This is a genomic window from Streptomyces sp. NPDC058308 (assembly GCF_042880275.1).
Lineage (GTDB): Bacteria > Actinomycetota > Actinomycetes > Streptomycetales > Streptomycetaceae > Streptomyces.
Genome location: NZ_JBHVZA010000018.1, coordinates 30,261 through 54,476 on the forward strand (window position 1 = coordinate 30,261; position 24,216 = coordinate 54,476).

The following is a 24,216-nucleotide window of genomic DNA, read 5'->3' on the forward strand; positions in this document are numbered from 1 at the left end:
TTTTGTTTTTTTTTTGGTGTTTTTTTTTTTTTTTTTACCCGCCGGGGGGGGCCCCCCCCCCCCACCCCCCGTTTGGGCCCCCCCGGGGGCGGGGGGCCCGCCCCCCCCCCCCCGGACCCCACCCCGCAGCCCCCCGGCACTCTCCCGGCCCCCCGCGCGGCCCAGGACTTCCGATCGGAGAACACCGTATGAGCACCGGCCTCGCTCGTGACACCGGCGCCGCGGTACCGCGCGGCCCCCGCCTGCCCCTGCTGCCGCAGCCGTCCGAAGGCGCCCGCGCCGACCATCTCGTACACGTCGACCCCGGCGTGTGGCGCGGAGTCACCGAGGGGGCGCGCGCCACAGGCGTGAACACCACCGCCGTGCTGCGCACCGCGTTCACCGAGGTCCTCGGCCTGTGGTCGCGCGACCCCCGGTTCACGCTGCGGGAACGCGCGGCGAGCGGATGCCGGGTCCTGGTGGCGGACACGCTCGGGGACGGAGGGTTCGCGGGCCGTGCGGCCGCGCTGTCCCCGGCGGTCGACGCCATGGACGCGGACTGCGGTCCTCTCGTCGAGTTCACCGACGCCCTCGGCGCCGACCCGGTGGCACTGCCCGCGGGGCCGCCACCGGTCCTCGCGCTGCGCGTGGCCGCGACGGACGGCGGGGTCGAGGCCCGGTGGGAGTATGCCGACGGCGCGCTGCCCGACGGCATGGTGGCCGACATGGCGGAGTCCTGGCTCGATCTGCTGGCCTCGCTGGCCGGGCGGCCCCCGGCCTGGACGGCGGCACTCTCACCGGTGCGGCTGCCCGGCGCGCAGGAGAGGCAGCGTGCGCAGGTCAACGCGACCGCGGCGCCGCTGCCCGAAGGACTGCTGCAGGAGGCCGTGGCCCGCGCAGCCGAGCCCCGCCCGGGGCACACCGCCATCGTCTCGGGTGAACACCGCATCTCCTACGGCGAGTTGATGAGCCGGTCCCGTCGTATCGGGCGGCGACTCAGGGAGCTCGGGGCTCGTCCCGGAGAGCCGGTCGCGATCTGCATGGAGCGCGGCTGGGAGCAACCCGTGGGGCTGCTGGGCGTGTTGGAGTCCGGGGCTCCCTGGATGCCGCTCGACCCCGGGCTGCCCGCCGACCGCCGGGAGCGGCTGCTCGACATGACCGGCGTACGTCTCGTCCTCACCCAGCGCAAGGTGGCGGGGCGGTGGGAGTGGCCGCGGGACGTCACCGTGCTCGCGGTGGACGACGACGCGCCGTGGTCGGATGCCGACGACGGCCCGCTGACGGCCGCGCAGGGTCCGGAGGACCCCGCCTACATACTCTTCACCTCGGGTTCCACGGGCACGCCCAAGGGTGTCGTGGTGCCGCACCGGGGCGCGCTCAACACGCTGGTCCATGTGATCGAGCGATACGGCGTGACGGAGCGGGACCGGGCCATCGGCCTCTCGGCGATGAGCTTCGACCTGTCGATCTGGGACATGCTCGGCACGCTGTGTGCGGGCGCCACCCTGGTCCTGCCGGATGCCGGCACCGACCGGAACCCCGGTCACTGGCTGGACCTCGTGCGCCGGGAGGGTGTCACCACCTGGCTGGGCGCTCCCGCCCTGTTCGAGTTGTTCTGCGAACAGGTGGAGCGCGACCCCGAGCCGTGGGTCGCCTCGCTCCGCCTGCTGATCATGGGCGGTGACTGGATCCCGCTCTCCCTGCCCGAGCGGGCCAGGGACATCGCGCCGGACGTGCGGTTCGTGGGGCTCGGCGGCAACACCGAGGCGTCGATCCTCTCCAGTACGTACGACGTGGACGAGGTCGACCCGGCGTGGCCCAGCATCCCGTACGGCACTCCCCTGCCCAACCAGACGCTGCACGTGCTCGACACGGCGCTGCGCCCCCGGCCCGTGGGCGTGCCCGGTGATCTGTACATCGGCGGGGCAGGGCTCGCGCTGGGTTACTGGCGCGACCCCGCGCGCACGGACCGCGGCTTCCCCGTCCACCCGGTGACCGGCGAACGCCTGTACCGCACCGGTGATGTGGCCCGGTTCCTGCCGGACGGCAACGTGGAGTTCCTCGGCCGCGAGGACTTCCAGGTGAAGCTGGACGGCCATCGGATAGAGCTGGGCGAGATCGAGACGGCGCTGCGGTCCCACCCCGCGGTCGGCACCGCGGCGGTCGTGGCCCTGCCGCGCCAGGACGGCGAGTTGGGCAACCAGGCGCTCGCCGGGTACGTGTCCCCCGCCGCGGGCGCCGAGCCTTCGGCGGCGGAACTGAGCGAGCACATCGCCGCACGTCTTCCGCACTACATGGTGCCCGCGCACCTCCTCGTCATGGCGGCACTGCCGCTGACCGCGCACGGCAAGGTGGACCGCGCGGCGCTGCCCCGGCCGGGCACCGCGCCGTCCGCGGCGGCGGGCGCGGGCGCGCCGCGCACCGAGCTGGAGGAGCTGGTGGCCGGCCTGTGGTCGGAGCTCCTCGGCGTGGACCGGGTGGGTGTGCACGACACCTTCTTCGAGCTGGGCGGCAACTCGCTGCTCGGGATCCGGGTGATGAACCGGCTGCGCGAGCGGCTCGGCCTGGACCTCGACCCGCACAGCGTCTTCCGGCACCGCACGGTGGCCGAGCTGAGCCGGGCCATCGAGTCGGAGCGGGAGGGTTCCGCGGACGGCCGGGAGGGCGCCGCGCTGCCCGTGGTACAGCCCGACCCGGCGGCGGCACACGAGCCGTTCCGGCTCACCGACCAGCAGCAGGCCTACGTCGTGGGCCGCACCGGTTCACTGTCGTCCGGCAACGTCTCCGCCCACATGTACCTGGAGTTCGAAGGCGAGCACCTGGATGTGCCACGGTTCCGGGCCGCCTGGCAGCGGGTGGTGGACCGGCATCCGATGCTGCGCGCGGTGGTGCTGCCCGAGTCGATGACCCAGCGGGTCCTCGACACGGTGCCACCGTACGAGATGCCGGTCGTCGACCTGCGCACGGCGGACGAGGACAAGGTGCGCCGGGGGCTCGATGAGATCCGCGAGCGCTACTCGCACGAGGTGCGTCCCGTCGACGTCTGGCCGCTGTTCGACGTCGTGGTGGCCGAGCTGCCCGGCGACCGGTTCCGGGTGCACTTCAGCATCGACGCGCTCTGCGCCGACTTCGCCAGCATCCGGGTGCTCTGGGACGACCTGACCCTGTTCTACGGGGATGCGGACGCGGATCCGGCGCCGCCCGCCATGGCCTACCGGGACTACGTGCTCGCCACGGCGGACCTCTCCGGCACGGAGGCGCACCGGCGCTCGGCGGCGTACTGGGAGCGGCGGCTGCTCGATCTCGCGCCCGCGCCCCGGCTGCCCATGGTGCGCGCCGCCGAGTCGGTGGAGCACCCGCGGTTCGTCCGGCGGTCGGTTCGGCTGACGGCCGAGCGCTGGCAGCGCGTCACCGACCGGGCCGCCGAGACGGGGCTGACACCGGCGGGTCTGCTGCTCGCGGTGTACGCCGAGGCCCTGGCGCCCTGGGCACAGGCGTCCCGGTTCACGCTCAACGTCACCAACCTGAACCGGATCGGCGCGCATCCCGATGTCGACGACACCGTCGGCGAGTTCGCCTCGTTCGCCCTCGTGGAGGTGGACTCCGCCGCGCCCGGCGGCTTCCTCGACCGGGCGCGCCGCGTGCAGGAGCAGCTGTGGAGCGACCTGACGCACTCCTACGTCAGCGGCGTTCATCTACTGCGTGAACTCATGCGGCTGCGCGGTGGGTTCGACGGGGCGCTGATGCCCGTGGTGTTCACCAGCGCGGTCCCGCTGAGCGGTGGCAGGAGCACGCTCCTGGACGGTCTGCTCCAGCAGACGGGCGGCATCACCCAGACACCGCAGGTCTGGATGGATCTCCTGACCGAGGTGCAGGACGGCTCCCTGGTGGTCAACTGGGACGTGAACGAGGCCCTGTTCGACCCCGGCATGGTGGACGAGGTCTTCACCGGGCTGAGCTCCCTGCTGAGCACGCTGGCCGACGATCCCGCCGTCTGGGACGCGCAGGAGCCGCTGGAGGTACCCGCGCCACGAGGTCCGGGCGGCAGGGAACTCGGCGACGGCGGCCTGCGGCCGCTGCCGGACCGCCTCGTGCAGGACGACTTCCTCGACCAGGTGGCCACCCGCCCCGACCAGGTGGCGGTCGTCGCCGACGGCCGGACGCTCACCTACGGGGAACTGCACCGCGAGGCCTGCCGGGTGGCCGCGTGGCTGCGGGCGGGCGGCGCCTCACGGGACAAGCCGGTCGGTGTGGTCCTGGACAAGGGCTGGGAGCAGGTCGTCGCCGTCTACGGCGTGTTGTACGCGGGCGCCCCCTATCTCCCCCTCGACGCGGAGGCATCACCAGAGCGCGTGGCGGGACTGCTCGACCGGTGCGGGGCCGAGCTGGTCGTCACCCGGCAGGGCCTCGCGCACCTCGCGGGCGAGCGGCGCGTCCTGTGCCTGGACGCGCTGCCCGAGGACGTGCGCGCGGCGGACCCGGCGCTGCCGACCCGCTCGGCCGAACCGTCCGACCTGGCCTATGTGTTGTTCACCTCGGGCTCCTCCGGGCAGCCCAAGGGCGTGATGGTCGAGCACCGGGGCGTGGTCAACGCCCTGCGTGAGACCGTGGAGACCTTCGCGATCGGCCCCGATGACCGGGCCCTCGCACTGACCGCGCTGCACCACGACATGTCCGTGTTCGATCTCTTCGGAGTGCTCGGCGCGGGCGGCACGCTGGTGGTGCCGCGGGCCTCGGAGCGGCGCGAGGCGGCGCACTGGGCCGACCTCATGGGCGAACACGACGTCACCGTGTGGAACTCGGTGCCCGCGATGATGGAGATGCTGGTGGAGCATCTGGGCTCGCAGGAAGGCCCGTTGAGAGGACTACGGCTCGCCTTCCTGGGCGGCGACTGGCTGAACGTGGCCACGGTGCGCCGCCTCGGCGAGGAGTCGGGGGTGCGCGTGGTGAGCGTGGGCGGACCCACCGAGACCACGCTCTGGAACATCTGGCACCCCGTGGACCGGCTTGACCCCGAGCGGCGGAGCATCCCCTACGGCACGCCGGTCGCCAACACCCGCTACCGCATCCTGGACGACCGCATGCGGGACCGTCCCGTCTGGGCGACCGGCGAGATGTACTGCTCGGGAGTGGGCGTGGCCCGCGGCTACTGGGGCGACCCGGAGCGGACCGCGACCTCGTTCGTCACGCATCCGCGCACCGGGGAACGCCTGTACCGGACCGGTGACCTGGGGCGCTTCCTGCCGGACGGGACCATCGAGTTCATCGGCCGGGCCGATTTCCAGGTCCAGGTCAACGGGCACCGGATCGAGCCGGGCGAGGTGGAGGCCGCGCTGCTCGCCCACCCGGACGTCGCTGCCGCCGTCGTGACCGGACAGCGGCGCGCGGACCGCGCGGGGCACCGGGGTCTCATCGGGTATGTCGTGGCGGGCGCCGGAAACGCGGCCCCTGGCGACGCCGCGCTGCGGGAACACCTGCGCGCGCGGCTCTCTCCGCACCTGGTGCCGTCGGTGTTCGTGACGCTGGACGCGCTGCCGCTCAACGCCAACGGCAAGGTCGACCGTTCGGCGCTGCCCGAGCCGCGTCCCGAGCTCTCCCGCACCGCGGGCGGCGCGCCGCGCTCGGCCGTCGCCGAGGTGTGTGCGCAGGTGTGGGCTCAGGTCCTCGAGGTGGAGGCGGTCGGCGAACAGGACAACTTCTTCGCCCTCGGCGGGGATTCCGTCCTGGCCACCAGGATCGTGACCCGGCTGCGTCAGGTGTTCGCCTCGGACGCGGTGACGCTGCGGACCGTCTTCCTGTCGCCGACGGTGGCCGGGCTCGCGGCGGGCGTGGTCGCCGCCGAGGAGGTGCCGGGCCGGGCCGAGGCCATGGCCCACGTGCACCTGCGGGTCGCCCGGATGTCGCCCGAGGCGGTCGAGCGCGAGCTGTCGGCCCGGCGGGCCGCGGCCGGAACGGGGGCGGGCCTGTGAGCGCGGCTGCGGCGCGCCGCCCCCTCATCCACGAACGCGTCGCCCGGCAGGCGGCGCTGACGCCGGACGCGGAGGCGGTCGTGGCCGGCCGGGAGCGGCTGAGCTACGGCGAGCTGGAGGAGGCGGCGCGGCTCCTCGCCGGGCATCTGCGCGCCCTCGGCGCCGGTCCGGAGACCCTGGTCGGCATCTGCCTCGGGCGTTCGCCGTGGATGCTGGTCGCGATGCTCGCGGTCCTGAAGGCGGAGGCGGCGTACGTGCCGATCGACCCCGCCTTCCCCTTGGAGCGCAGGGAGTTCATCCTGCGCGACAGCGGGGCGGGGCTGATCGTGACCGAGGAGTCGCTGCGGGACAAGTGGCCGGACCGCCCGTGCACGGTGGTCTCGCTCGACCGTGACTGGGACCGCATCACCGCGGCGCGGCCGTGGTCAGGGGAGAGCACGGGCAAGGACAGCCACCTGGCGTACGCGCTCTACACCTCGGGGTCCACCGGCCGGCCCAAGGGCGTCGCGGTCGAGCACCGCAGCGCGGCGGCCTTTCTGGACTGGGCACTTGAGCTCTTCTCGCCGGACGAGCTGCGGTACACGCTGGCCTCCACCTCCATGTGCTTCGACCTGTCGGTCTTCGAGCTGTTCGCGCCGCTGGCGGCCGGCGGCACGGTGGTCCTCGCGGAGACGGTGTTCCATCTGCCGGTGGCCGCGGCGGACCGGCCGGTGACACTGGTGAACACCGTGCCCAGCCTGCTGCTCGACGTGCTGTCCTGCGAATCGCTGCCGCCCTCGGTGGTGACGGTCAATCTGGCCGGCGAGGCGCTGCCCGCCGCGCTGGCCCGCCAGTTGTACGCGACGGGTACGGTGCGGCAGGTCCACAACCTGTACGGGCCCTCCGAGGACACCACGTACTCGACCTGGAGCCTGGTCGGGCGGGACGCGGACAAGCCGTCGATCGGCCGGCCCATCACGGGCACCACCGCCCACGTTCTGGACGCCGAGGGGCACCCGGTGGCGGACGGTGAGACCGGGGAGCTGCATCTGGGCGGCGACGGCCTCGCGCGGGGGTACCTGGGGCGGCCCGGTCTGACCGCGGAGCGCTTCGTCCCCGACCCGTTCTCGGACCGTCCGGGTGCGCGTCTGTACCGGACCGGTGATCTCGCGCGCCGCCTTCCGGACGGCGAGCTCGACTATCTGGGGCGCGCCGACCAACAGGTGAAGGTGCGGGGGCTGCGCATCGAACCGGGCGAGATCGAGGGGGTGCTGATGGAGCACCCCGGCATCCGGCGCGCGGCGGTACTCGCCCGGTCCGGCAGCGCGGACGAAGTCGGCCTGGTCGCCTACGTGGTGAGTGGGGAGAGCGCCGACTTCGCCTCGGTGCGGAGGTTCCTGCGGGACCGGCTGCCGTCGTACATGGTGCCGGAGCTGTTCGTGCCGGTGGAGTCCATCCCGCTCACGGTGACGGGCAAGGTCGACGTCGGGGCGCTGCCCGCCACCGTGGACTGACAGATGGCCTGCACAATTTCAGCACACAAGGGGAAACCATTTCATTCCGATACGCACTTCAAAGCGCCGGAAAACGAGTGCTACACTCACGCAACCATGCGCGGTAAGGTAAGCCTTACCCTGAATGGCGGCACCACTCCGGAATTGAATCGGAAACGATTTTCAATGCACCGCGCACGGTTGGACGGGGCCGCCGCACCACGCCTTCGGAAGAGGAATTCGTGAGCGCCACGGATACCACGACGAGCCCCCAGGCTCGTATCGTCCTGATTATTACCGTCGTAGCGTCGGCGCTATTGGTTATCGATATCACCATCGTTTCCGTAGCGTTACCCGAGATCCAGTCGGACCTCGGGGGCTCGCTCGCCGCCCTGCAGTGGATCATCATCGGCTACACGGTCACCTTCGGCGCCTTCCAACAGGCGGCGGGCTCCCTGTCGGACCGGCTCGGCCGACGGTCGATGTTCATGGGCGGCATCGCCCTGTTCACCCTGTCGTCGCTGGCCTGCGGCCTCGCGCCGAACGCCATCTCGCTCGACATCGCGCGCTGTGTTCAGGGCATGGGCGCCGCCTTCGTGCTCGCCAACGCGATGCCCCTGATCGCCCAGGTCTACGACGGCCAGGCCCGGAACATGGCCATCGCGGTCTGGGGCACCACGCTCGGGGCCTGCGGTGCCGTCGCCCCGGTCATCGGCGGTCTCCTCGTGGACCTCACCGAGTGGCGCTACCTCTTCCTGATCAACGTGCCGATCGGCGTGGTGGCACTGTTCCTCTGCCGTACCCGGCTGCCCCTGGACCCCCCGCGCAGCTCGCTCGCCGGCATCGACTGGACGGGCGCCGCTCTGCTGGTCCTCACCCTCGGCCTGGTCAACTTCGCGCTCACCCGGGGCGAGGACCAGGGCTGGGGCTCGGCGACCACTCTCGTCCAACTCGGTGTCTCCGCCGCGCTCCTCGCCGGCTTCCTGGTCCTGGAGCGGCGGGTCGCCGCGCCGACCCTGGACCTGACCCTGTTCAAGGTGCCGACCTTCGTGGCGGCCACCCTGATCGCCTTCTTCTCCCGCTTCGCCACCATCGGCGGCTCGGTGTACTACATCCTGTACTTCCAGAGCGCCCGGGGGCTGAGCCCGCTGGAGACCGGCCTGATGATGATGGCCATCTTCGCGCCGCAGCTCGGCATGGGCCTGGTCGCGGGCAAGCTGCAGGCCAAGTACTCCCCCTCGCACATCATCGGCGCCGGCTTCGGCATCCTGGCCCTCGGCGGGCTCGCCATGTCCTGGTCCTTCGACCTGGACCGGGCGATCTGGCTGGCCCTGCCCGGCCTCCTGCTGTGGGGAGTGGGCGGCGGTCTCGCCGGCAGCCCGTCCATGTCGCTCGCGGTCAACGTGGTGCCCAAGGCGCGCGCGGGCATGGCATCCGGCGCGATCAACAGCCTGTTCATGTTCGGGGCCGGCATCGGCGCCGCCATCTTCGGCGTCCTGTTCCGCAGCCGGATCGAGGACCAGGCGAGCACTGGTCTGCGTACGGGCTCGGCCGACCATGACGCCGTGGTCTCCGCAGCGGCCCAGGGCGACATCTCGCGGGCCCTGAAGCACGTCCCCGACGACCTCGCAGGGCAGGCGCGGAGCACCCTGGAGTCCGCCATCGCCGACGGTGCCTCGTCCGTGATGATGTGGGCCGCGGTGGTCTGCGTCGGCACGGCGGCCGTCGCGCTCACCCTCGTTCGCAAGAAGGACCTGCTCACCGGCGCCCCCGAACCCGCCAAGGAGGACGACAAGGCGGCGCCCGAACCGGCCTGACGTGGGGGGCGGTCCCGGTTCCGGGGCCGCCCCTCGCCCGTCCCCACCCGACGTACGACCGTCCGCCAGGAGCCCCGCGATGTCCCCCAGTCTCCCCACAGGTCCGCTGCGCCTGCTGGTCCTCGGCGGTACCGGCTTCGTGTCCGGAGCCGTGGCGGCGGAGGCCGTCGCACGCGGCCACGACGTCACCTGCGTCGCCCGCGGCACCGGCGGCGCGCGGCCACCCGCCGGGGCACGGCTCCTCCGGGCCGACCGCAACGCGCCGGAGGGCCTGGCCCCGCTGCGCGGCGCCCGCTTCGACGCGGTCGTCGAGACCGCGACGCTCGCCCTGCCCTGGGTCCGCAGGGCGCTGCGCGACGTGAGCGCCGACCACTGGACGTTCGTCTCCTCGATCAGCGTGTACGCCGACACCTACACCCGGGGCCAGACCGCCCGCACCGCACGGCTGCGCCCCGCCCTGTCCGACGTCGGCGCGTATGACCCCGCCGTGGACCCGGAGCCCTCCCAGGCGACGTACGGCGGGGTGAAGCTCGCCTGCGAGCAGGCCGTGCGCGAAGCCACCGACGACGCGGCCTTCGTGGTCCGCCCCGGCCTGGTCGTGGGCCCCGGCGACGACGTCGGGCCCTTCGGCTACTGGCCGCTGCGCATGGCGCGCGGCCGCACCACCGCCGTGCCGCCGGCGCTCGGCGCCGACGGTCTCGCCCTGCCCGCGCAGTGCGTCGACGTGCGGGACCTCGCCGCCTGGATCCTGGACCGGGCGGCGGCGCGTGCGTCCGGGGTGTACGACGCGGCCGGGCCGCCGGTGCCCCTGGAGTCCCTGCTCCACGAGGTCGCCGACGCCGTGGGGCACAGCAGTCTGGAACTCGTGCCGGTGCCCGAGGACGTGCTGCGGGACGCCGGAGTGCGGCCGTGGACGGGGCGCCCCTCGATGCCGCTGTGGCCGCCCCGCGAGCTGCATGGCGCGCTCGCCCGTGACGTCACGTCGTCCTTCGACGCCGGGCTGCGCGTCAGGACGGTCGCCGAGACCGCGCAGGCGGTGCTGCGCGACCGCCTCGAACGCGGCGCGGGCACTCCCCCGGTGGCGGGCATGACGCCCGTGGAAGAGGCCTCGCTGCTGCGCCTCGCAGGCGTCTGAGGCCTGCGGGGCACGGACCGCGCCCCGCCCCAAGAGGTCCTTGTGCAACCGGGGTTGGACGGCACGGTGCCATCCCGGGGTGGCATACATCCGGCCATGTCCGTTGATACGTTCGGCGCGTTTTGACGCTTCGAACATGTCAGGAGACGCCGTGGCAACGGCTGTGCCGTTCCTTCCATCCGCCGCGAGACTGCCCTCGCTGACCGGCCTTCGCTTCGTCGCCGCGTTCGCCGTCTTCGCCTCCCACGCCTACCTGGCGATCTGGTTCGACGGGGTGTGGGAGGGCAACACTCCGGCCATGGTCGCGCTGATCACCGCGCGTTCCGGGGTCGGCTTCTTCTTCCTGCTCAGCGGGTTCGTCCTCGCCTGGTCCGCGCGGCCCGGCGACAAGGCGGTGTCCTTCTGGCGACGGCGCGCGGCGAAGATCTACCCGGTGCACGCGGTGACCTGGTTCGTCGCGCTCGTCCTCATCAACTGGACGGGCGGCCAGGTCGCGGCGCGTCAGGCCGTTCCCAATCTGCTCCTCGTACAGTCCTGGACCTCCACGTTCGACGTCTACGACAGCGTCAACGGAGTGTCCTGGTCGCTGTCCTGCGAGGCGTTCTTCTACCTCGCCTTCCCGCTGCTCATCCATCTCGTCCGCCGGATACCCGCCCGCATGCTGTGGGGATGTGCGGCCGCCGCCGCCCTCGCGGTCGTCGCCATGCCGCTGGTGGCCACGGTCGCATTCTCCTCCGAGCCCACGTTCTTCACGTTCCCGGTGACGCTGCACCAGTACTGGTTCATCTACACCTTCCCGCTCACGCGGCTGCTCGAATTCGTGCTCGGCATCCTGCTGGCCCGTGCGGTCCTGGAGGGCACCCGCGTGGCGGTCCGCTTCCGGCACGCCCTGCCGGCACTCGCGATCGGCTATCCCCTCGCACTCCAGGTGCCGTTCCTCTACGCGATATCCGCGGTCCTCGTCGTCCCGATGTCGCTGCTTGTGCTCGCGGGCGCGGGGGCCGACATCCGCGGTTCGCGCTCGCCGGTCCGGTCACGGCCCATGGTGTGGCTCGGGGACATCTCGTTCGCGTTCTACATGGTCCACATGCTCGTACTGACGCACGTCTACCGTCTGATCGACGAGGAACACACGGCATCCGGGGCGGTACAGGCCGGTTCCGCCGTGCTCATTTTCGGACTCTCCCTGCTGGCCTCGTGGGCGGTGAACGTCCTGGTGGAACGGCCCGCGACGCGCCGTTGGGGATCGGGCACGCCCGCACGCCCCGCGGCCGGGGCACCGCTCGACGAGAAGCCCGTGGCCCCCTGAGCCGTACGGACACGGCTGAGGGGGCGAAGGATGGACCGCCCCGTCGGGGGATGGCCGGGGCGGTCCGGATCGGGGAGAATCAGTGGACCGGGGATTCCTTGCGCAGCACCGTGCCGTGCGGTTCCTCGCAGTGCCGGGCCTCCGCGTCGGCGGCGGGCCGCTCCGAGGCGTGGTCCACCTCAAGCGTGGCGTGCGTGATGCCGTGGTCCTCGCGCAGCCGGGCCTGGATGCTCTTGCGTACCGCGTGACAGTCGCCGCCGGGTTCGACCAGCACATGGGCCGAGAGGACGGGCTGACCGGAGGTGATCTCCCAGATGTGCAGGTCATGGACCTCGACGACGCCGTCAAGGCCGACCATTCCCCTGCCCACGTCGCCGGGGTCCAGGTCGGCGGGCGCGGCCTCCAGGAAGATCCGTCCCGAGGCCCGCACCAGCGAGACTCCCGAGCGGACCATGAGCACGACCACGATCATGGAGGCGATGGAGTCTGCCCTGGCGAAGCCGGTCGTCATCACGACGGCACCGGACACAGCGGTCGCGATGAAGCCGTAGAGGTCGGTGAGGATGTGCTGGAAGGCGCCCTCGACATTCAGTGACGACCGGTTGGCCTTCGACATGCACCAGGCGGCGGCGATGTTCACCGCCACCCCCGCCAGCGCGGTCACCAGGACGAGGCCCCCGCCGACCTCCGGCGGGTCAAGCAGCCGGTCGATGTTCTCGTACGTCAGCCACGCCGAGAGCAGCAGCAAGGTGAGCCCGTTGGCCTGGGCCGAGAGGATCTCCGCGCGCTTGAAGCCGTAGGTGAAGCGGCCGCGTACCGGGCGGCTCGCGAGCTGCATCGCCCACAGGGCGAGTGCGATCGCACCCGCGTCCGAAAGCATGTGCGCCGCGTCCGCCAGCAGGGCCATTGAATCCGCGGCGAAAGCGACGACGACTTCCACCGCCATGTAGCCGACGATCAGGGCGAGCGAGAGCGATAACCATTTACGGTCCGCGTCCTCGGCCACCGCGTGGCTGTGCCCGGCGTGACTGTGCCCGGCATGGCTGTGCCCGTGCTCGTGGCCGTGTGCATGCGCGTGGTCACGATGGTCACCGCTTCCGTTCGCCACTGTGCCGTCGGCATGCTGACGACGATGATTCATCGAATTCCCATCACTCCGCGGGTCGTGGACAAGCAAAGTGAAGCGCATGGATCACGCGATTTCAAAGGCTGCAATGAAGACGGTTATCAATTACCGGGGTTTTTTGCGGTGAAATTCGAAATCCGACCGGCCGACACCTGGGTACGCCACAGGTACGCCACCTCCGCCTGGCCGAAATCCGATCCGAGAAGGGCAGGAAAACAGCGGGTCGTCAGGACCCGTACTTATCCGTGTACGCGCGAGCGATCTCCAACTGCTCCCGCTCCATCCACTCGGCGGCCACCAGCACACCGGGCAGCTCCGTGCGCTCCACCGTGAGGGCACGGAAGAGGCGGGAGACGGTGACCCCATGAGAAGGACGGCACACCACTGAGACCGAGTCCCCTGCCCCGACCTCACCGGGCGCGATCACACGCAACATCGCCCCCGGGGACGCGGCGCGGGTGAAGCGCGGCAGCCACCGCCGCTCCCCGAGCCAGGCACCGAAGGTGCGGCACGGAAGGCGCCCTCCGGTCACTTCGAGCACGGCCTCGCTGCCGATGCGCCAGCGCTCGCCGACCAGGGCGTCGCGCAGGTCGACACCGAGCGTGGTGAGGTTCTCGCCGAACGCGCCGGGAGAGAGCTCGCGGCCCAACTCCCGCTCCCAGCCGTCCAGATCCTCCCGCGCGAAGGCGTAGACCGCGCGATCGTCGCCGCCGTGGAAACGCAGGTCGCACACCGTGTCCCCGGATACCCCGCTCGCGCCGACACCCGCGGGGCCGGGTCGCTCCACCCGTACCGGACCGTCGACCGGCCGCTTGTCGATGCCCGTGGTCCCGGACGGGGCATCGGTGTAGTCGACCCGCTCGGCCCGCCCGACGTTGACGCTGAGGATCTTCATGACGTCGCATCGTACGTCGGGGACCCGGAGCCGTCAGCCGCCCGAAAGGTCCCGGCCGAGGCCATCTCTGCACCATCACCGGCTGGGCAAGACGGTGGCCGTGCTGTTGCCCCAGACGCAAGCCGCCCGGGCACACGTATGCCGCGTGAGCTGTCTCCTTGGCCGGGTCGAGATTGCCGCCCCCGCGCGTCGCCGCCCACAGCGACTTGTCGCCCTTGCCCGCGAGCCGGTAGTCACCGAAGCCGACCGGCATCTTGGCAGTGTGCTTGACCGGTGGTCGGCGACGTATTTCTGAAGATTGACGCCGATCGGACGCGCACCGGGAGCCGGTCCGCCCCACGCGGGGCGGCCAACTGGCCCTGGCCGAAGGCGAGATACCGCACCGGCCCGCTCAGCTGGGCGCCCGCCCCGGCGTGCAGGACCCATGCGTCGTGGACGAGGCCGGGGCCCGCCATCCGCTCGGTGAGCCACTGCAGGGAAAGGTCGGCGTACGCCCGGTGATTGGTGCCGATGATGACCAGGTTGGCGCCCTAGACGGCCTCCTTGGCCTCCGCGCACGGCTGGTAGCCGAGGGCTCGTTGCCTGTGTTCCGGCACGGTCGGGTCGTGCGAACGGTCCGTCATGTCGCCGTGCAGCGCGCGGAGTTGCTCGTCGGCGACCTGCGCCGCGGTCCCGCGATGGGCCGTGCGGACACCGTTCAGGAGCTCGGAGGCCGGTGCCCCGTGCGCCAGGAAAGCCCGGGAGAGGATGGCCGTGTCCTTGGGGAGGCAGGATCCGCCGACCGGCCCGGCGAAGGGCATCGCCGCGCGGTCGTACCCGGCCGCCGCGGCGTCACGCACCTCCCGGGCGCTCGCCCCCACGCTCCGGCAGAGCCGGGCGAGTTCGTTGGCGAAGGCGAAGACCGAGTAGCGGTAGGCGTTGCAGGCGAGCTTGGCGAGCTCCGCCGTCTCCAGGTCGGACACCTCGACGATGCCGGGCGTCAGCACACGGAACAGCGCCGCGGCCCGCTCGGCCGCGCCGCCTGCCACCTCCCGTCCGCGGACAGGTACGGATGCCGTGTCTACGCACACAGCACCACTGGCCGCTCCGGCGGACTACAGGTGCGCTTCTCCCACCGCAGTGGTCCCACCAGGTCGATTCCCTCGGCGCGGGCGGAGACCAGGTGCTCGGCGCTGGTGTATCCGGCATCGACGAGGTGTTCGCCGGGCTTTACGGCGGTGAACCTTGTAGCCGATGTACTCGTAGCCGCGTTTGACCGAGTAACGGGCCTCGGGATCGTAGGGCGAGTAGACCAGGGGTTTGCCGGGCGGCAGGTCTTTGTCCTTGGTCTCCCGCGGACGCACCCCCCTGTCCTGATCTCGGTGGTATCGCTGCACCCAGATCTGGCGCAGGACCTCGATGGCGGGCAACTGCCGCAGCCAGACCGGCGCCTCGGGCGCCCAGACGGCTTCCAACAGGGCGCACCCGTCCTGCCCCACCGTGATCAGATAGTCCCGGCGGGCACCTTCCCCGCAGGGCAGCCGATAGGCGTCGACGCGGCCGCCGTAGCGTTCGAACCAGGGCCGGGGCACCACCTGGGCCAGCCAGGCAGGTCCAATTCCCTCGCGCGTTGCAGGAGGATGTCGAGGATCTTCTCCTCCAGACCACGCTCGATCAGACGGGCCCGGAATCCGCACAGCACTGAGAAGTCGAAGCCGGGGTCTTCCAGCTCCAGCGACAGGGCGTACTTCCAGTCGATCCGGCCTTTGACCTGCTCGGCAGCCTGCCGGTCGGTCAGGTTCTCGGCGTACTGCAGCACCGAGACCAAGGCCAGCATGCCGGGAGACAGGCCGGGGCCGCCACGGCTGGGGAATGCCTCGACGAACTGCTCGTCCTCGAAGAGCACGCCGACTTCATCGCGTAGCCGCATGGCTAGGCAGTCCTTACGGAACGCCATGCGGGCCACCCGCGCGGTGGCCTCGGGGCACGGCGGGGACGGGGCACGGACACATGGACACCTCGACCTCCTGACCTCCCCGCATCTACCACCACAATGACGGTCCGGCTGGTTGAGCGGAACACACCACCGAATCGGGCAAAAGAGTCTCTGCCGGGGATCCTCCGCTATGTTGCCGTCCGCCTGCTCCACAGATGCATGTACCACCGGATCACAGAAGCAGTCACGGTTCTGGCGACTCGGTCGGACTGTTCCAGCAGCCGTGACGGTGCTGCGGTTCGGCGCCGCAGAGGTAGGCCGCCGCCGTCATCCTCGCCAAGGTCAACGAAAAGCCGTGGTGGTGCTGCGGCTCGTGACCGCAGAGGCTGGCCGAGCCCGGCCAGTAGCAGTCGCTCGGACAGCTGACGGCAGCGGGGTTCACGGACATCGAACTCACCCGGCCGGCCAGTCAGGAAGCTCCCAGTCCTTCGACCGCCTGGAGCTTGACCGTGTAGGCCAGCCTCAGCCCTTGCGGCGCCGAGCACTCGACGACGGCGTTCGAGTCCAACGGGACGATCTGTGGCGGGTTCCACCCGGCCGGGACCGAACCCTCCGCGGTTCCGAAGGAGTCGAGCACGCGGGTCTTCGGCGCCCACGGGGTGACCGTGCCGCCGATGTTGCTCAGGCCCTGTTCGACGACCCATGTCGCGGCCCGGCCTGTCGCGTCGGTCGCCATGACCTCGGCCCGGTAGCGGCTCGCTCCGGCCGCCAGAGGCACCCCGGCGAGCCGGACCGGACTGGCCGCGGCGACGCCGCTGCCCTGGGTCTCGCGCTCGCGGGCCCCGATCCGCCCCGTCGCCGCGTCGAGGGCGAACACCCAGTCCCGCCCGCCTTGCCACTGCGTCTGCCCCCGGTCCGTCGTGGACACGCAGCCACCGAGGTGGGACACCATGTTCTCGTCCTGGGGCAGCGTCCAGGGCTTCTCGGGGTTCGTGGTGCTGCCGATGATCCGGACCGGTGTCGGCCCCCGGAGGCCGGAGAACACGATGTTCGCGCGTGTGCTCTCGCTCGGGCGGAACTCGCAGTTCACGAACGTCGACGCGGTGGGGATCTCCAGGGGGGGCTTGGGCGGCTTCTGGGCGACGAGGAGCCGGGAGTTGTCGATGATCACTGGTGGGCAGTCGCTGTTCTTGAGGAAGCCGGTCTCCAGCACCGAGCTCTCCAGCACGAAATGGTGCAGATCGGAGGTCGCCACCGCGGCCTGCCACGTCTCCGGGAAACCCTGGGTCCCCTCCGACGTGATGGTCACGCCGATGCCGTGGAAGGTGCCGTACGGCGCCGCCGTGGTCAGCAGGAGCGGCACGATGGAGCGGTAGCTGCCGATGTACCAGTCGCGAGCGGTGACGCCGACGACGTCGGTCGCCACGAAGTCGTACTGGGTCCCGATGACTTGCAAGCGGTTGATCCTGGCCAGCGCGCTGCCGCCGAGCGTGAGGCCGAGCCTGGTGGCGTTGATGTAGAGATGTTCGATCTCGCAGAGATACGAGTTGTTCCGCAGCCGCACCCCGTCGCGTACCGCGGTGGCGCGGATATGGCTGAAGACCGAGCTGGTCGTGAGCTGCGCGTGAATCCCCGTGCCGAGGGGGCACTGGAACTCAAGGCGTCGGACCGTGGTGAGCGCGGCCCCGGTGGGCGGTCCGCTCCACTGGTACATCAGGTAGACCGGGGCGGGGTCCGCGGTCGCGCGTACCCAGGTCGATCCGACGGTGAAGGCGTCGACGTCGCGGTCGAAGTTGATCAGCATGCGGGTGACCAGGCGCTTGTCCGCGTGGGCCGGGTCCGGCCTGACGTTGGTGGCGAAGTCGGCGGGGAACTTCGCCGTGGGCGCGGTCAGTGCGCGCGTGTCCGCGTTCCGGTCGACCACGAAGTCGCTGATCCGGACGGAGTCGACGCGGCCGGTGAACGGACGGGTGAGGTCGTAGTACTCCGGCCAGCGCTGCTGGCTCCTGGCGCCGAGGTAGACCCCTTCCTCGACGGGCTGGGTCAGCTTCGCGCCGACAGGAGGACGCTGCCCCTCCCGTGGCTCCGCGGGTGTCAGTACCGTCCCGGGCGGCCCGGCGTAGAGATCGAGATGCTTCCCGTCCCAGACAAGGGAGAGATGGAACGTCTGCCCGACCGGGAAGCTGTCGGGATGAGTGATGGGGTAATCCACGCCGTTGAGCCTGGCGGTGGCGGTGACCTTGATCTGTCCTGTCGTCGAGTCGCTGAGGAAGATGCCGAACGCGCAGGTCGCCGGCTCGCTGTCCAGCCGTCGGCCCGAACTCGAGATGACCGGCTCACTGCCCCCGAGCCCCGGAAGCACCTCGGGCCGCACCGTGCATGAGACCGAGAACGACGGCGCGCCGTCCATGTCGAGCGCCGGGCTGTCGCGGAGGTTGATGGTGCTCCTGTTGCCCGCGCTGAGGGCACCGGCCCTGCCGTTCCCGGCGAGCAGGGCGTCCCCTGTGGGCAGATGCCCGAGCGACTTCGACGAGATGCACAGTGCGGGACCGTGTCCCCCGAAGAACCTGATGGTGGTGGTGTGCTCGCTCTCGCCGAGCAGCTCGATCTTCCCGTCCTGGCGGTCGACGACCAGCGGGCGACCGATCCGGTAGTAGCCCGCGGGGAAGTAGACCACGCCGGGCTGCAGTGGATGCAGGGACCGCATGGCACGTGTGATGGCGTCCCAGTCGTCGCTCTGGTCGTCGCCCTTGGCGCCGAAGTCGAGGACGTTCGCGAAGTCGTGCTTCGGCGCCACGGTCACGTTCCCCTGCGCGTCGCACTCGCCGACGACGAACGCGCCCCGCACCACCGGTAACTGGCGCGCGCACCGGCCTCGTTCGTCGGCCACGACGGCGCTCGACGGCCCTGCCCCGAGCCCCGCGATGCCCGACGGCACGACCTCCGGCTGCGCGTAATAGCTCACCGTGGAGCCGGCCGCCGCCGCGGTGGCGGCGACCCCGGTGACCATCGTGCCCGCGGTGAGCGCGGCGGACGTCGCCTTGGTCAGCGTCTCCGGGACTTTCGGATCCAGCGCGGAGCAGAGCACGTCGCCCGCCTGGACGTCGACCGCGACCACTGCTGTCTTCATGGGTTCCTCCGGACTCGTCGAAGTGTGCGGACTGCGGGGCACCTTGACTTCGGGGCGCCTTGGGAGCAGCCGACTGCGAATCCTCGACTGAGGACACCCACCGGGCAGGGTTTCACTCGCACGGGTGACGCTGTGCGTGGTGGGCGAGAGCCATCAGGCGACGCGGAGCACACCTCACGGCCCCACCGCGAGCCCCTACGTGGCGTCAAAACTCGCGCTCTGGCTCAACTTCTGGGCTCTGCCGCCCCACCCTCGTGCTGCTGGTCTGTCTCGGGTTGCCCGCGCGTCAAGGAGACCCCAGTGAAATGCTCGTTCAGGGTGTGCCGTGACAGGCCCAGGCGGCAGGCGGAGCAGGGGTTCAGGGCTGATCTGCACCGGGCTGCCGCAGGCGGCAAAGGCCCGCTCCATCTCATCCGTGGCGGCCGTACTCGGGACACCGCCGAAGCCAAGACCGGCGATCTTGTTCAGCGGCGAGCCTTCCTCGGCAAAGCTCGCCACGCCCCCGGCAACAGGAATCACGAAGCCCGGCGCGCCTGCCCTGCGGCGGCGAGCGGCCTCGCTGCCCCGGCGACAAGCTGCGCCGTCCGCCCTCGGTTCGGGTCCAGGAATGCGCATGCCGTGCTCCCTCTGTGCGTGGTGCGGCGGATGCCTACGACGCGGCTCCCTTGGCGTCCACCACGCCGCCGATGACCAGCAGGATGACGGGGAAGACGATCAGCAGGAAAGCCATGGTCCAGCCCATCTTCGCCGTTGTCTTGATCGCGACCTTCCTGCACAGCAGGGCCACGGGCACCAGGTAGAGGAACGCGGCGAAGAAGGCCAAGTACAGAAAGCCCATGAGGATTTCTCCCTAGACGTGCGGAGGGGGGACGGGCCGGCCGGTGCGGGCCGGTCCGTCCCCCCTCTTCGTGCATCGGATCAGTCGGCGGTCATGCGCTCACTCACCCACTCCGGGTCACCGGGTGAGGTTTTCGGTGAACTTGTTCGCCGGCTCGTCACAGTGCACCACACTGCCGGGACGGTTCCCCGGCCCGTCCCCGAGGAACGGAACGGGGGCGTCCACGCCCCACGGATTACCGCCGCTGCCCCGGTGGTAGGCGGAGCAGGAGGCGTAGGCGTTGCCGTTCGGCGCGGTGGCGGGGAAGTTGGAGAAGTTCCGCCAGTCGCCGCCGCTGATGCGGTGGTTCGACTTCCGGCCGAGGTTGTCGGTCAGCCGGTCGTCCACGTACAGATAGAGGTCCGGCATGTACGACTGGAAGACGATGCCGTCGGACGGGTTGGCGTCCTTGTTCTTCTGCAGGTGCGTCGGCTTCACGGAGCCGTCGGCGCAGAAGGCCGCGGCGATGTCCTGCCAGATCGGCGGGGCGTTGCCGATCATGGAGCCGAACATGTTGTTGTTCCACTTCCCGGTGTTCTTGAAGAACATCGAGTAGACGTCCCCGGCGAACCGCCGCACGGTGTGGTTGGTCTCCAGGTCGTTGTTGACCTGGTCCACCCACGCCTTGACGTTGTCGTTGACGGACTTGTGGCCGATCATCGCCCGGTAGCCGTGCACGCCGCCGCCGACCCCGCGGAAGTCGACGCACTGCTTGGCGTCGTCCAGACGTGCGCCGCGGAAGTGCGGGAAGTACGCCTGACCAGGGGTGTCACCGTCCTTGTAGGGGTGGGACGTGTGGACGTTGCCGTACTCGAGCGCGTCCTGCGTGGTGTAGTCGATGTCCGGCGCCGGGATGCCGTAGTCCGCCTCGATCGCCTGCATGATGTCCGTGACGAAGTGCGGCAGGTGGGCGTTGCCGACGCGGGCGCGGTAGTCGGACCCCACGCTGCCGTCGACGATCTTCCCGTCCTCACCGACCACGAACGTCACGTTCACATCAGACTTGATCTTGTAGCTGTTCGGGTCCGCGTACGCCTTGGACGCGGGCTCGGCCGGGTCGGGCCGCTCGTTGGACATGGCCATCCAGCGCGGGATGGAGTGCGCGGGGGCGGAGCCGTCGGCGCGCGGCTTCCAGCCGCCCGCCTTGATCTCCTTGGCCCACTTGTCGGCCGCGTCCCACGTCTTCTGGCCCGTGCATTCGCCGACGGCCTTCGCCGAAGGGCAGCGCGCCTTGGAGGACATGCCGACGGCGTCGGCGCCCTCCGGGTTGTTCCACAGGGGACCGTGGTCAGCGAGGCCGAGACCCCAGTCGTAGAGCGACTTCATCGACTGCACCGGCGAGTTGATCTCCGTCGACACCGGCCAGTTGGAGTTCAGCTCCTGGTTCGGGTCGAAGATCGCCGCAGCGGTCAGCGAGCGGTGCACGAACTTGCCCTTGATCGGCTTGAACGCCACGGAGTTCCAGGCGATGTCGCGGTCCGCGGTGCCCGTCTTCGTGTAGTTCGTGAGCTTCACCTTCGGCGTGCCCGTGAACTTGTAGGCGCCCAGCGGCACCCACTTGCCGTTGTTCGCGTTCTGGTCGACGACCCGCTCGTAGGGGCCGCCGGACGCGCCGCTGACGACGTACGTCGCGTGCCTGGTCTGCGCCCCGGTGTCGGGGACGTAGGCGTAGACGGCGGCGAGGTCGTACTTCTTGCCCGCCGTCCACTCGCCCTCGACCGTCATCCGGTTGCCATCGCCGCCGAGGTGGTCCTCGTTACGGGTGTGGGTGTACCAGAAGTGGCCGCCGTGGCCGCCGCCGATGGAGTGCAGATCGGCCTTCGCCTCGTAGTGCTTGTCCCAGTCAGGATGGAAGGTGAACTGGAACGAGCCCGTCGAGGACGCCTTGCCGCAAGTGGACCAGGTCGGCGTTCCGTTGGGTACGGAGGCGACGACGTCGGAGCCCGCGGGGGCGCCTCCGCACACCGGGTCGCCGTTCTTCAGCCGGTAGCCGCGGCCCGGTTCGGAGCGCAGCGTGACGTACTTGATGCTCTCGTGCCCGCACGTCTGGTCGCAGTCGGGCTTCCACACCGCCTTCTCCTGCGTCCACCAGAACTGCCGGTAGCAGGCCTCGTCCGGGCAGTCGACCGGGTTGGCCGGGTCGCAGTTGTTCTTCTTGTTGCAGAACGTGTCCAGCGGCGGGCTGACGCGGGAGCGGTCGGCGATGCTCGCCCACCACGCGGGACGGAACCCGGCGGTGTTGAAGCCGGACTCGCCCTTCCAGTCCTGCTTGCCGTCCGTGCCGTAGGAGAAGCCGGTGTCGATGGACCAGGCGGACCAGCCCATCACCTTCTCCTCGTACGGCCAGTCCTGCGGGTGCGCCGCGTCACGGATGTTGTTCGCGTTGAGGCTGACATCCATGAACGGGTGGTCCCAGGCACCCTTCTTGTACATGGGGTTGGCCGGGTTGTTGTACCAGCCGAGGCCCCAGTGTCCGCCGTTCTTGCCCGACTCCGACTTGGGGTTGAAGCCGAGGTTGTAATTCCAGGCGGCGGTGAACCAGTTCTCCATGCGGGACGGATCGTCGTTGTTGACCGTGATTTTCTGCCCGTCCTTGTGGACCTCGTTCCACTTGTCGGCGAGGATCTTCATGGAGGCGGCGATGTTGGTCGCGTAGTCGACCGCGATGACCTTCTGCAGCTTCGGGTCGAGGCTCGTCTCGTCCTTCTTCTCGTGTCCCTTCAGGCGCATGCCGTCGGTGACCTGGCCGACGCCGTAACCGCAGTCGGACTTGTCCCAGTTGATGCGCCAGTAGCCGAGGAGCGTGTCCTTCGCCTTGTGGCCGTAGTAGCCGTCCACGGCGGCCAGCGGATTGCCCATCTGGCCGGGGATCGCGCCGGACTCGGCCTGCCACAGGTTGGACTCCTGCGCCAGGATGCCGAGGAGCACGCTCGCCGGAATCCGGCCGCCCCCGTTCAGCTTCGGCAGCGGGAACAGGCCCTGCGGGTCGATCGTGCCGAGCCCCGCCTGGCCCCGGTAGTCGCCCTGGCGGATCCACTTGGCGCGCAGCTCACCGCGTACGGCCATGTCCACCGCCCACTCCACCTGGTTCGGCGTCGGCTGCAACGCCTGGGCGCTCATGTCGTTGCGCGAGACGGAGCACCAGCGGTCGGTGTCGACGGGATCGTGCGAGACGGACGCGGCCGCGGTCTTGACGGTCGAGGCGCGGGTAAGCGTGCGCGGCTTGCTGTCGCCGGTCAGGGCGGGCGAGAGGCCCGCGGTGGTGCGCGGCTGCGCCGACTCGACCCGCTGCTCGACCTCCTCGCCGGTGGTCGTCGCAGTCGACGTCACCGTGATGGCGGTCTCGTCGTCCGCGGTGCCCGGGGCCTGGCCGGAGCGCGAACGCACGCCCGCCTCGGGCTCATTCGCCTTGTCGAAGCCCTTGCCCGCGCCCTTGATGCGGGTCAGTCCGGCGCGGACGCCGGGGGTGAGGACGGGCTCGACGGCGAGCCGGCCGTGCGAGGAGAGGTCGGTGTCGGCGGGCGCGTCGACCCGGGTGACCCCGCTGTCCCGCAGTCGCACGTCCTTGGCCTCGCCGGTCAGGAAGGTGCGGCCCCGCGCGCCGGGTTCGAGGCCGAGGTCACCGAGGCGGCCGGTGGCGATCGTGCGGGGCTCGCCGTGCCCGTCGTACACCTTCGCCTGCGCCGTCTTCGTGCCCTTGCGGTCCACGAAGCCGACGCGGTCGCCGCCCATGGGGCGGATGTCGAAGGGGACGCTGTCGCCCTCGGCGACCTTGCGGATCTTACCCTTGCCGTCGACGTGGACGAGGTCGCGGCCAAGACCGGCGACCACACCGTCCTTCACGGGCGCCGCCGACGACACCTGGCCGCGCAGCTCACCGGTCTTGGCGATGGTCTTGCCCGCCGTGTCCACCGTGATCACCTGCGTCTTCACCTGCGACACGTCGTTCATGTCGCGGTACTGGGTGAAGGCCGCGGTGTGCGTGGTGGTGTTACAGGTGGGGTCGAAGTAGGCGAGGGTGCCGGTGAACGGCAGCTTCGTCACGTCCCCCGTCCTCGTGTTCACGATCGCGGTGAACGCGCCGCCCTGCATCAGGTCCGGCTTGTTGGTGAACGCGCGCGGCGCGTACACGGCGGCGACATGCGAGTCGTCCATGACGCACTGGTTGCCGATCCATGAATCGGCGGGCATTCCGGGCTCGTTGAGGACGGCGGCGGTCTTCCACGCGTACGCCTCGTCCGACGCGGCGGCGAGGATGCGCAGCCCCTCGGAGTCGGCGGCGGCGGTGACGGCCCGGTCCTTCGAGGTGTCCCAGTCCTTGCCGAGCTTCTCGTCGGGGTCGGCGACGGCACCCGAACCGGGTCCGTCTCCGGCCGACTTCGGCCGGGAGGCGACGGTCGTGCCGTCGGGCGCGGCGTGGGCCGTGCCGGTCTGGATCAGCCCGGCCAGGACAGCGGCGGCCGCGAGGCCCGCGATCCCGGCGCGTGCCGGTCTCCGTATGTGCGATGTCAACTCATGCTCTTCCTCTCACAGTTGGCGCATGGCAAAGCAGCACCGATGGTGTGTTACGGGTCTTCTCCCGTGATGTCGGT

12 protein-coding genes are annotated in these 24,216 nt (G+C 70.7%); 5 read left to right on the forward strand and 7 right to left on the reverse strand.

The genetic code is table 11. The features are described from left to right. The first annotated feature begins 188 nt into the window (after positions 1-188). The 5 genes from ACFVYL_RS23850 (at position 189) to ACFVYL_RS23870 (ending at position 11,681) form a co-directional block, all read left to right on the forward strand. Complete coding sequence (locus ACFVYL_RS23850) at positions 189-5,948, forward strand: amino acid adenylation domain-containing protein (RefSeq protein ID WP_389719284.1); 5,760 nt, start codon at positions 189-191, stop codon at positions 5,946-5,948. Further along, complete coding sequence (locus tag ACFVYL_RS23855; RefSeq protein ID WP_389719286.1) at positions 5,945-7,441, forward strand: amino acid adenylation domain-containing protein; 1,497 nt, start codon at positions 5,945-5,947, stop codon at positions 7,439-7,441. Before ACFVYL_RS23850 ends, ACFVYL_RS23855 begins: the two co-directional genes overlap by 4 nt. Positions 7,442-7,662: 221 nt before the next feature. Beyond that, positions 7,663-9,237, forward strand: coding sequence for an MFS transporter (locus ACFVYL_RS23860; protein ID WP_389719288.1), 1,575 nt, complete (start codon positions 7,663-7,665; stop codon positions 9,235-9,237). A gap of 79 nt (positions 9,238-9,316) precedes the next feature. Beyond that, the gene (locus tag ACFVYL_RS23865) at positions 9,317-10,372 is read left to right on the forward strand and encodes an NAD-dependent epimerase/dehydratase family protein (protein WP_389719289.1); all 1,056 of its coding nucleotides are present in this window, start codon (positions 9,317-9,319) and stop codon (positions 10,370-10,372) included. 151 nt (positions 10,373-10,523) lie between these two features. After that, a complete protein-coding gene (locus tag ACFVYL_RS23870; RefSeq protein ID WP_389719291.1) occupies positions 10,524-11,681 on the forward strand; it encodes an acyltransferase family protein in 1,158 nt (385 codons plus the stop codon). Between the two features lie 79 nt (positions 11,682-11,760). On the opposite strand, the gene ACFVYL_RS23875 is transcribed toward ACFVYL_RS23870, so the two are convergent. From ACFVYL_RS23875 to ACFVYL_RS23905, 7 genes are all read right to left on the reverse strand, one after another. Continuing rightward, the gene (locus ACFVYL_RS23875) at positions 11,761-12,822 is read right to left on the reverse strand and encodes a cation diffusion facilitator family transporter (protein ID WP_389719293.1); all 1,062 of its coding nucleotides are present in this window, start codon (positions 12,820-12,822) and stop codon (positions 11,761-11,763) included. A 211-nt stretch (positions 12,823-13,033) separates the two neighbouring features. Continuing rightward, positions 13,034-13,702, reverse strand: coding sequence for an MOSC domain-containing protein (locus ACFVYL_RS23880; protein ID WP_389719295.1), 669 nt, complete (start codon positions 13,700-13,702; stop codon positions 13,034-13,036). 530 nt (positions 13,703-14,232) lie between these two features. Then, complete coding sequence (locus tag ACFVYL_RS23885) at positions 14,233-14,730, reverse strand: hypothetical protein (protein ID WP_389719296.1); 498 nt, start codon at positions 14,728-14,730, stop codon at positions 14,233-14,235. Positions 14,731-15,185: 455 nt separating this feature from the next. Beyond that, positions 15,186-15,638 (reverse strand): transposase, encoded by a 453-nt coding sequence (locus ACFVYL_RS23890; RefSeq protein ID WP_389719298.1) that lies wholly within the window; start codon positions 15,636-15,638, stop codon positions 15,186-15,188. A 448-nt stretch (positions 15,639-16,086) separates the two neighbouring features. Further along, positions 16,087-18,747: a glycosyl hydrolase family 28-related protein gene (locus ACFVYL_RS23895; protein ID WP_389719299.1), complete on the reverse strand. Its 2,661-nt coding sequence runs from the start codon at positions 18,745-18,747 to the stop codon at positions 16,087-16,089. A gap of 649 nt (positions 18,748-19,396) precedes the next feature. After that, complete coding sequence (locus ACFVYL_RS23900; RefSeq protein WP_268769297.1) at positions 19,397-19,585, reverse strand: hypothetical protein; 189 nt, start codon at positions 19,583-19,585, stop codon at positions 19,397-19,399. Between the two features lie 117 nt (positions 19,586-19,702). Continuing rightward, complete coding sequence (locus ACFVYL_RS23905; RefSeq protein ID WP_389719301.1) at positions 19,703-24,136, reverse strand: hypothetical protein; 4,434 nt, start codon at positions 24,134-24,136, stop codon at positions 19,703-19,705. Between the last annotated feature and the right edge of the window lie 80 nt (positions 24,137-24,216).

What these genes read in the sequence shown, in the direction of transcription:
- ACFVYL_RS23850 (WP_389719284.1), top strand. Translation starts at nt 189, where the DNA reads ATGAGCACCGGCCTCGCTCGTGACACCGGCGCCGCGGTACCGCGCGGC.
- ACFVYL_RS23865 (WP_389719289.1), top strand. Translation starts at nt 9,317, where the DNA reads ATGTCCCCCAGTCTCCCCACAGGTCCGCTGCGCCTGCTGGTCCTCGGC.
- ACFVYL_RS23875 (WP_389719293.1), bottom strand. Translation starts at nt 12,822, where the DNA reads ATGAATCATCGTCGTCAGCATGCCGACGGCACAGTGGCGAACGGAAGC.
- ACFVYL_RS23880 (WP_389719295.1), bottom strand. Translation starts at nt 13,702, where the DNA reads ATGAAGATCCTCAGCGTCAACGTCGGGCGGGCCGAGCGGGTCGACTAC.
- ACFVYL_RS23890 (WP_389719298.1), bottom strand. Translation starts at nt 15,638, where the DNA reads ATGGCGTTCCGTAAGGACTGCCTAGCCATGCGGCTACGCGATGAAGTC.
- ACFVYL_RS23895 (WP_389719299.1), bottom strand. Translation starts at nt 18,747, where the DNA reads ATGAAGACAGCAGTGGTCGCGGTCGACGTCCAGGCGGGCGACGTGCTC.
- ACFVYL_RS23900 (WP_268769297.1), bottom strand. Translation starts at nt 19,585, where the DNA reads ATGGGCTTTCTGTACTTGGCCTTCTTCGCCGCGTTCCTCTACCTGGTG.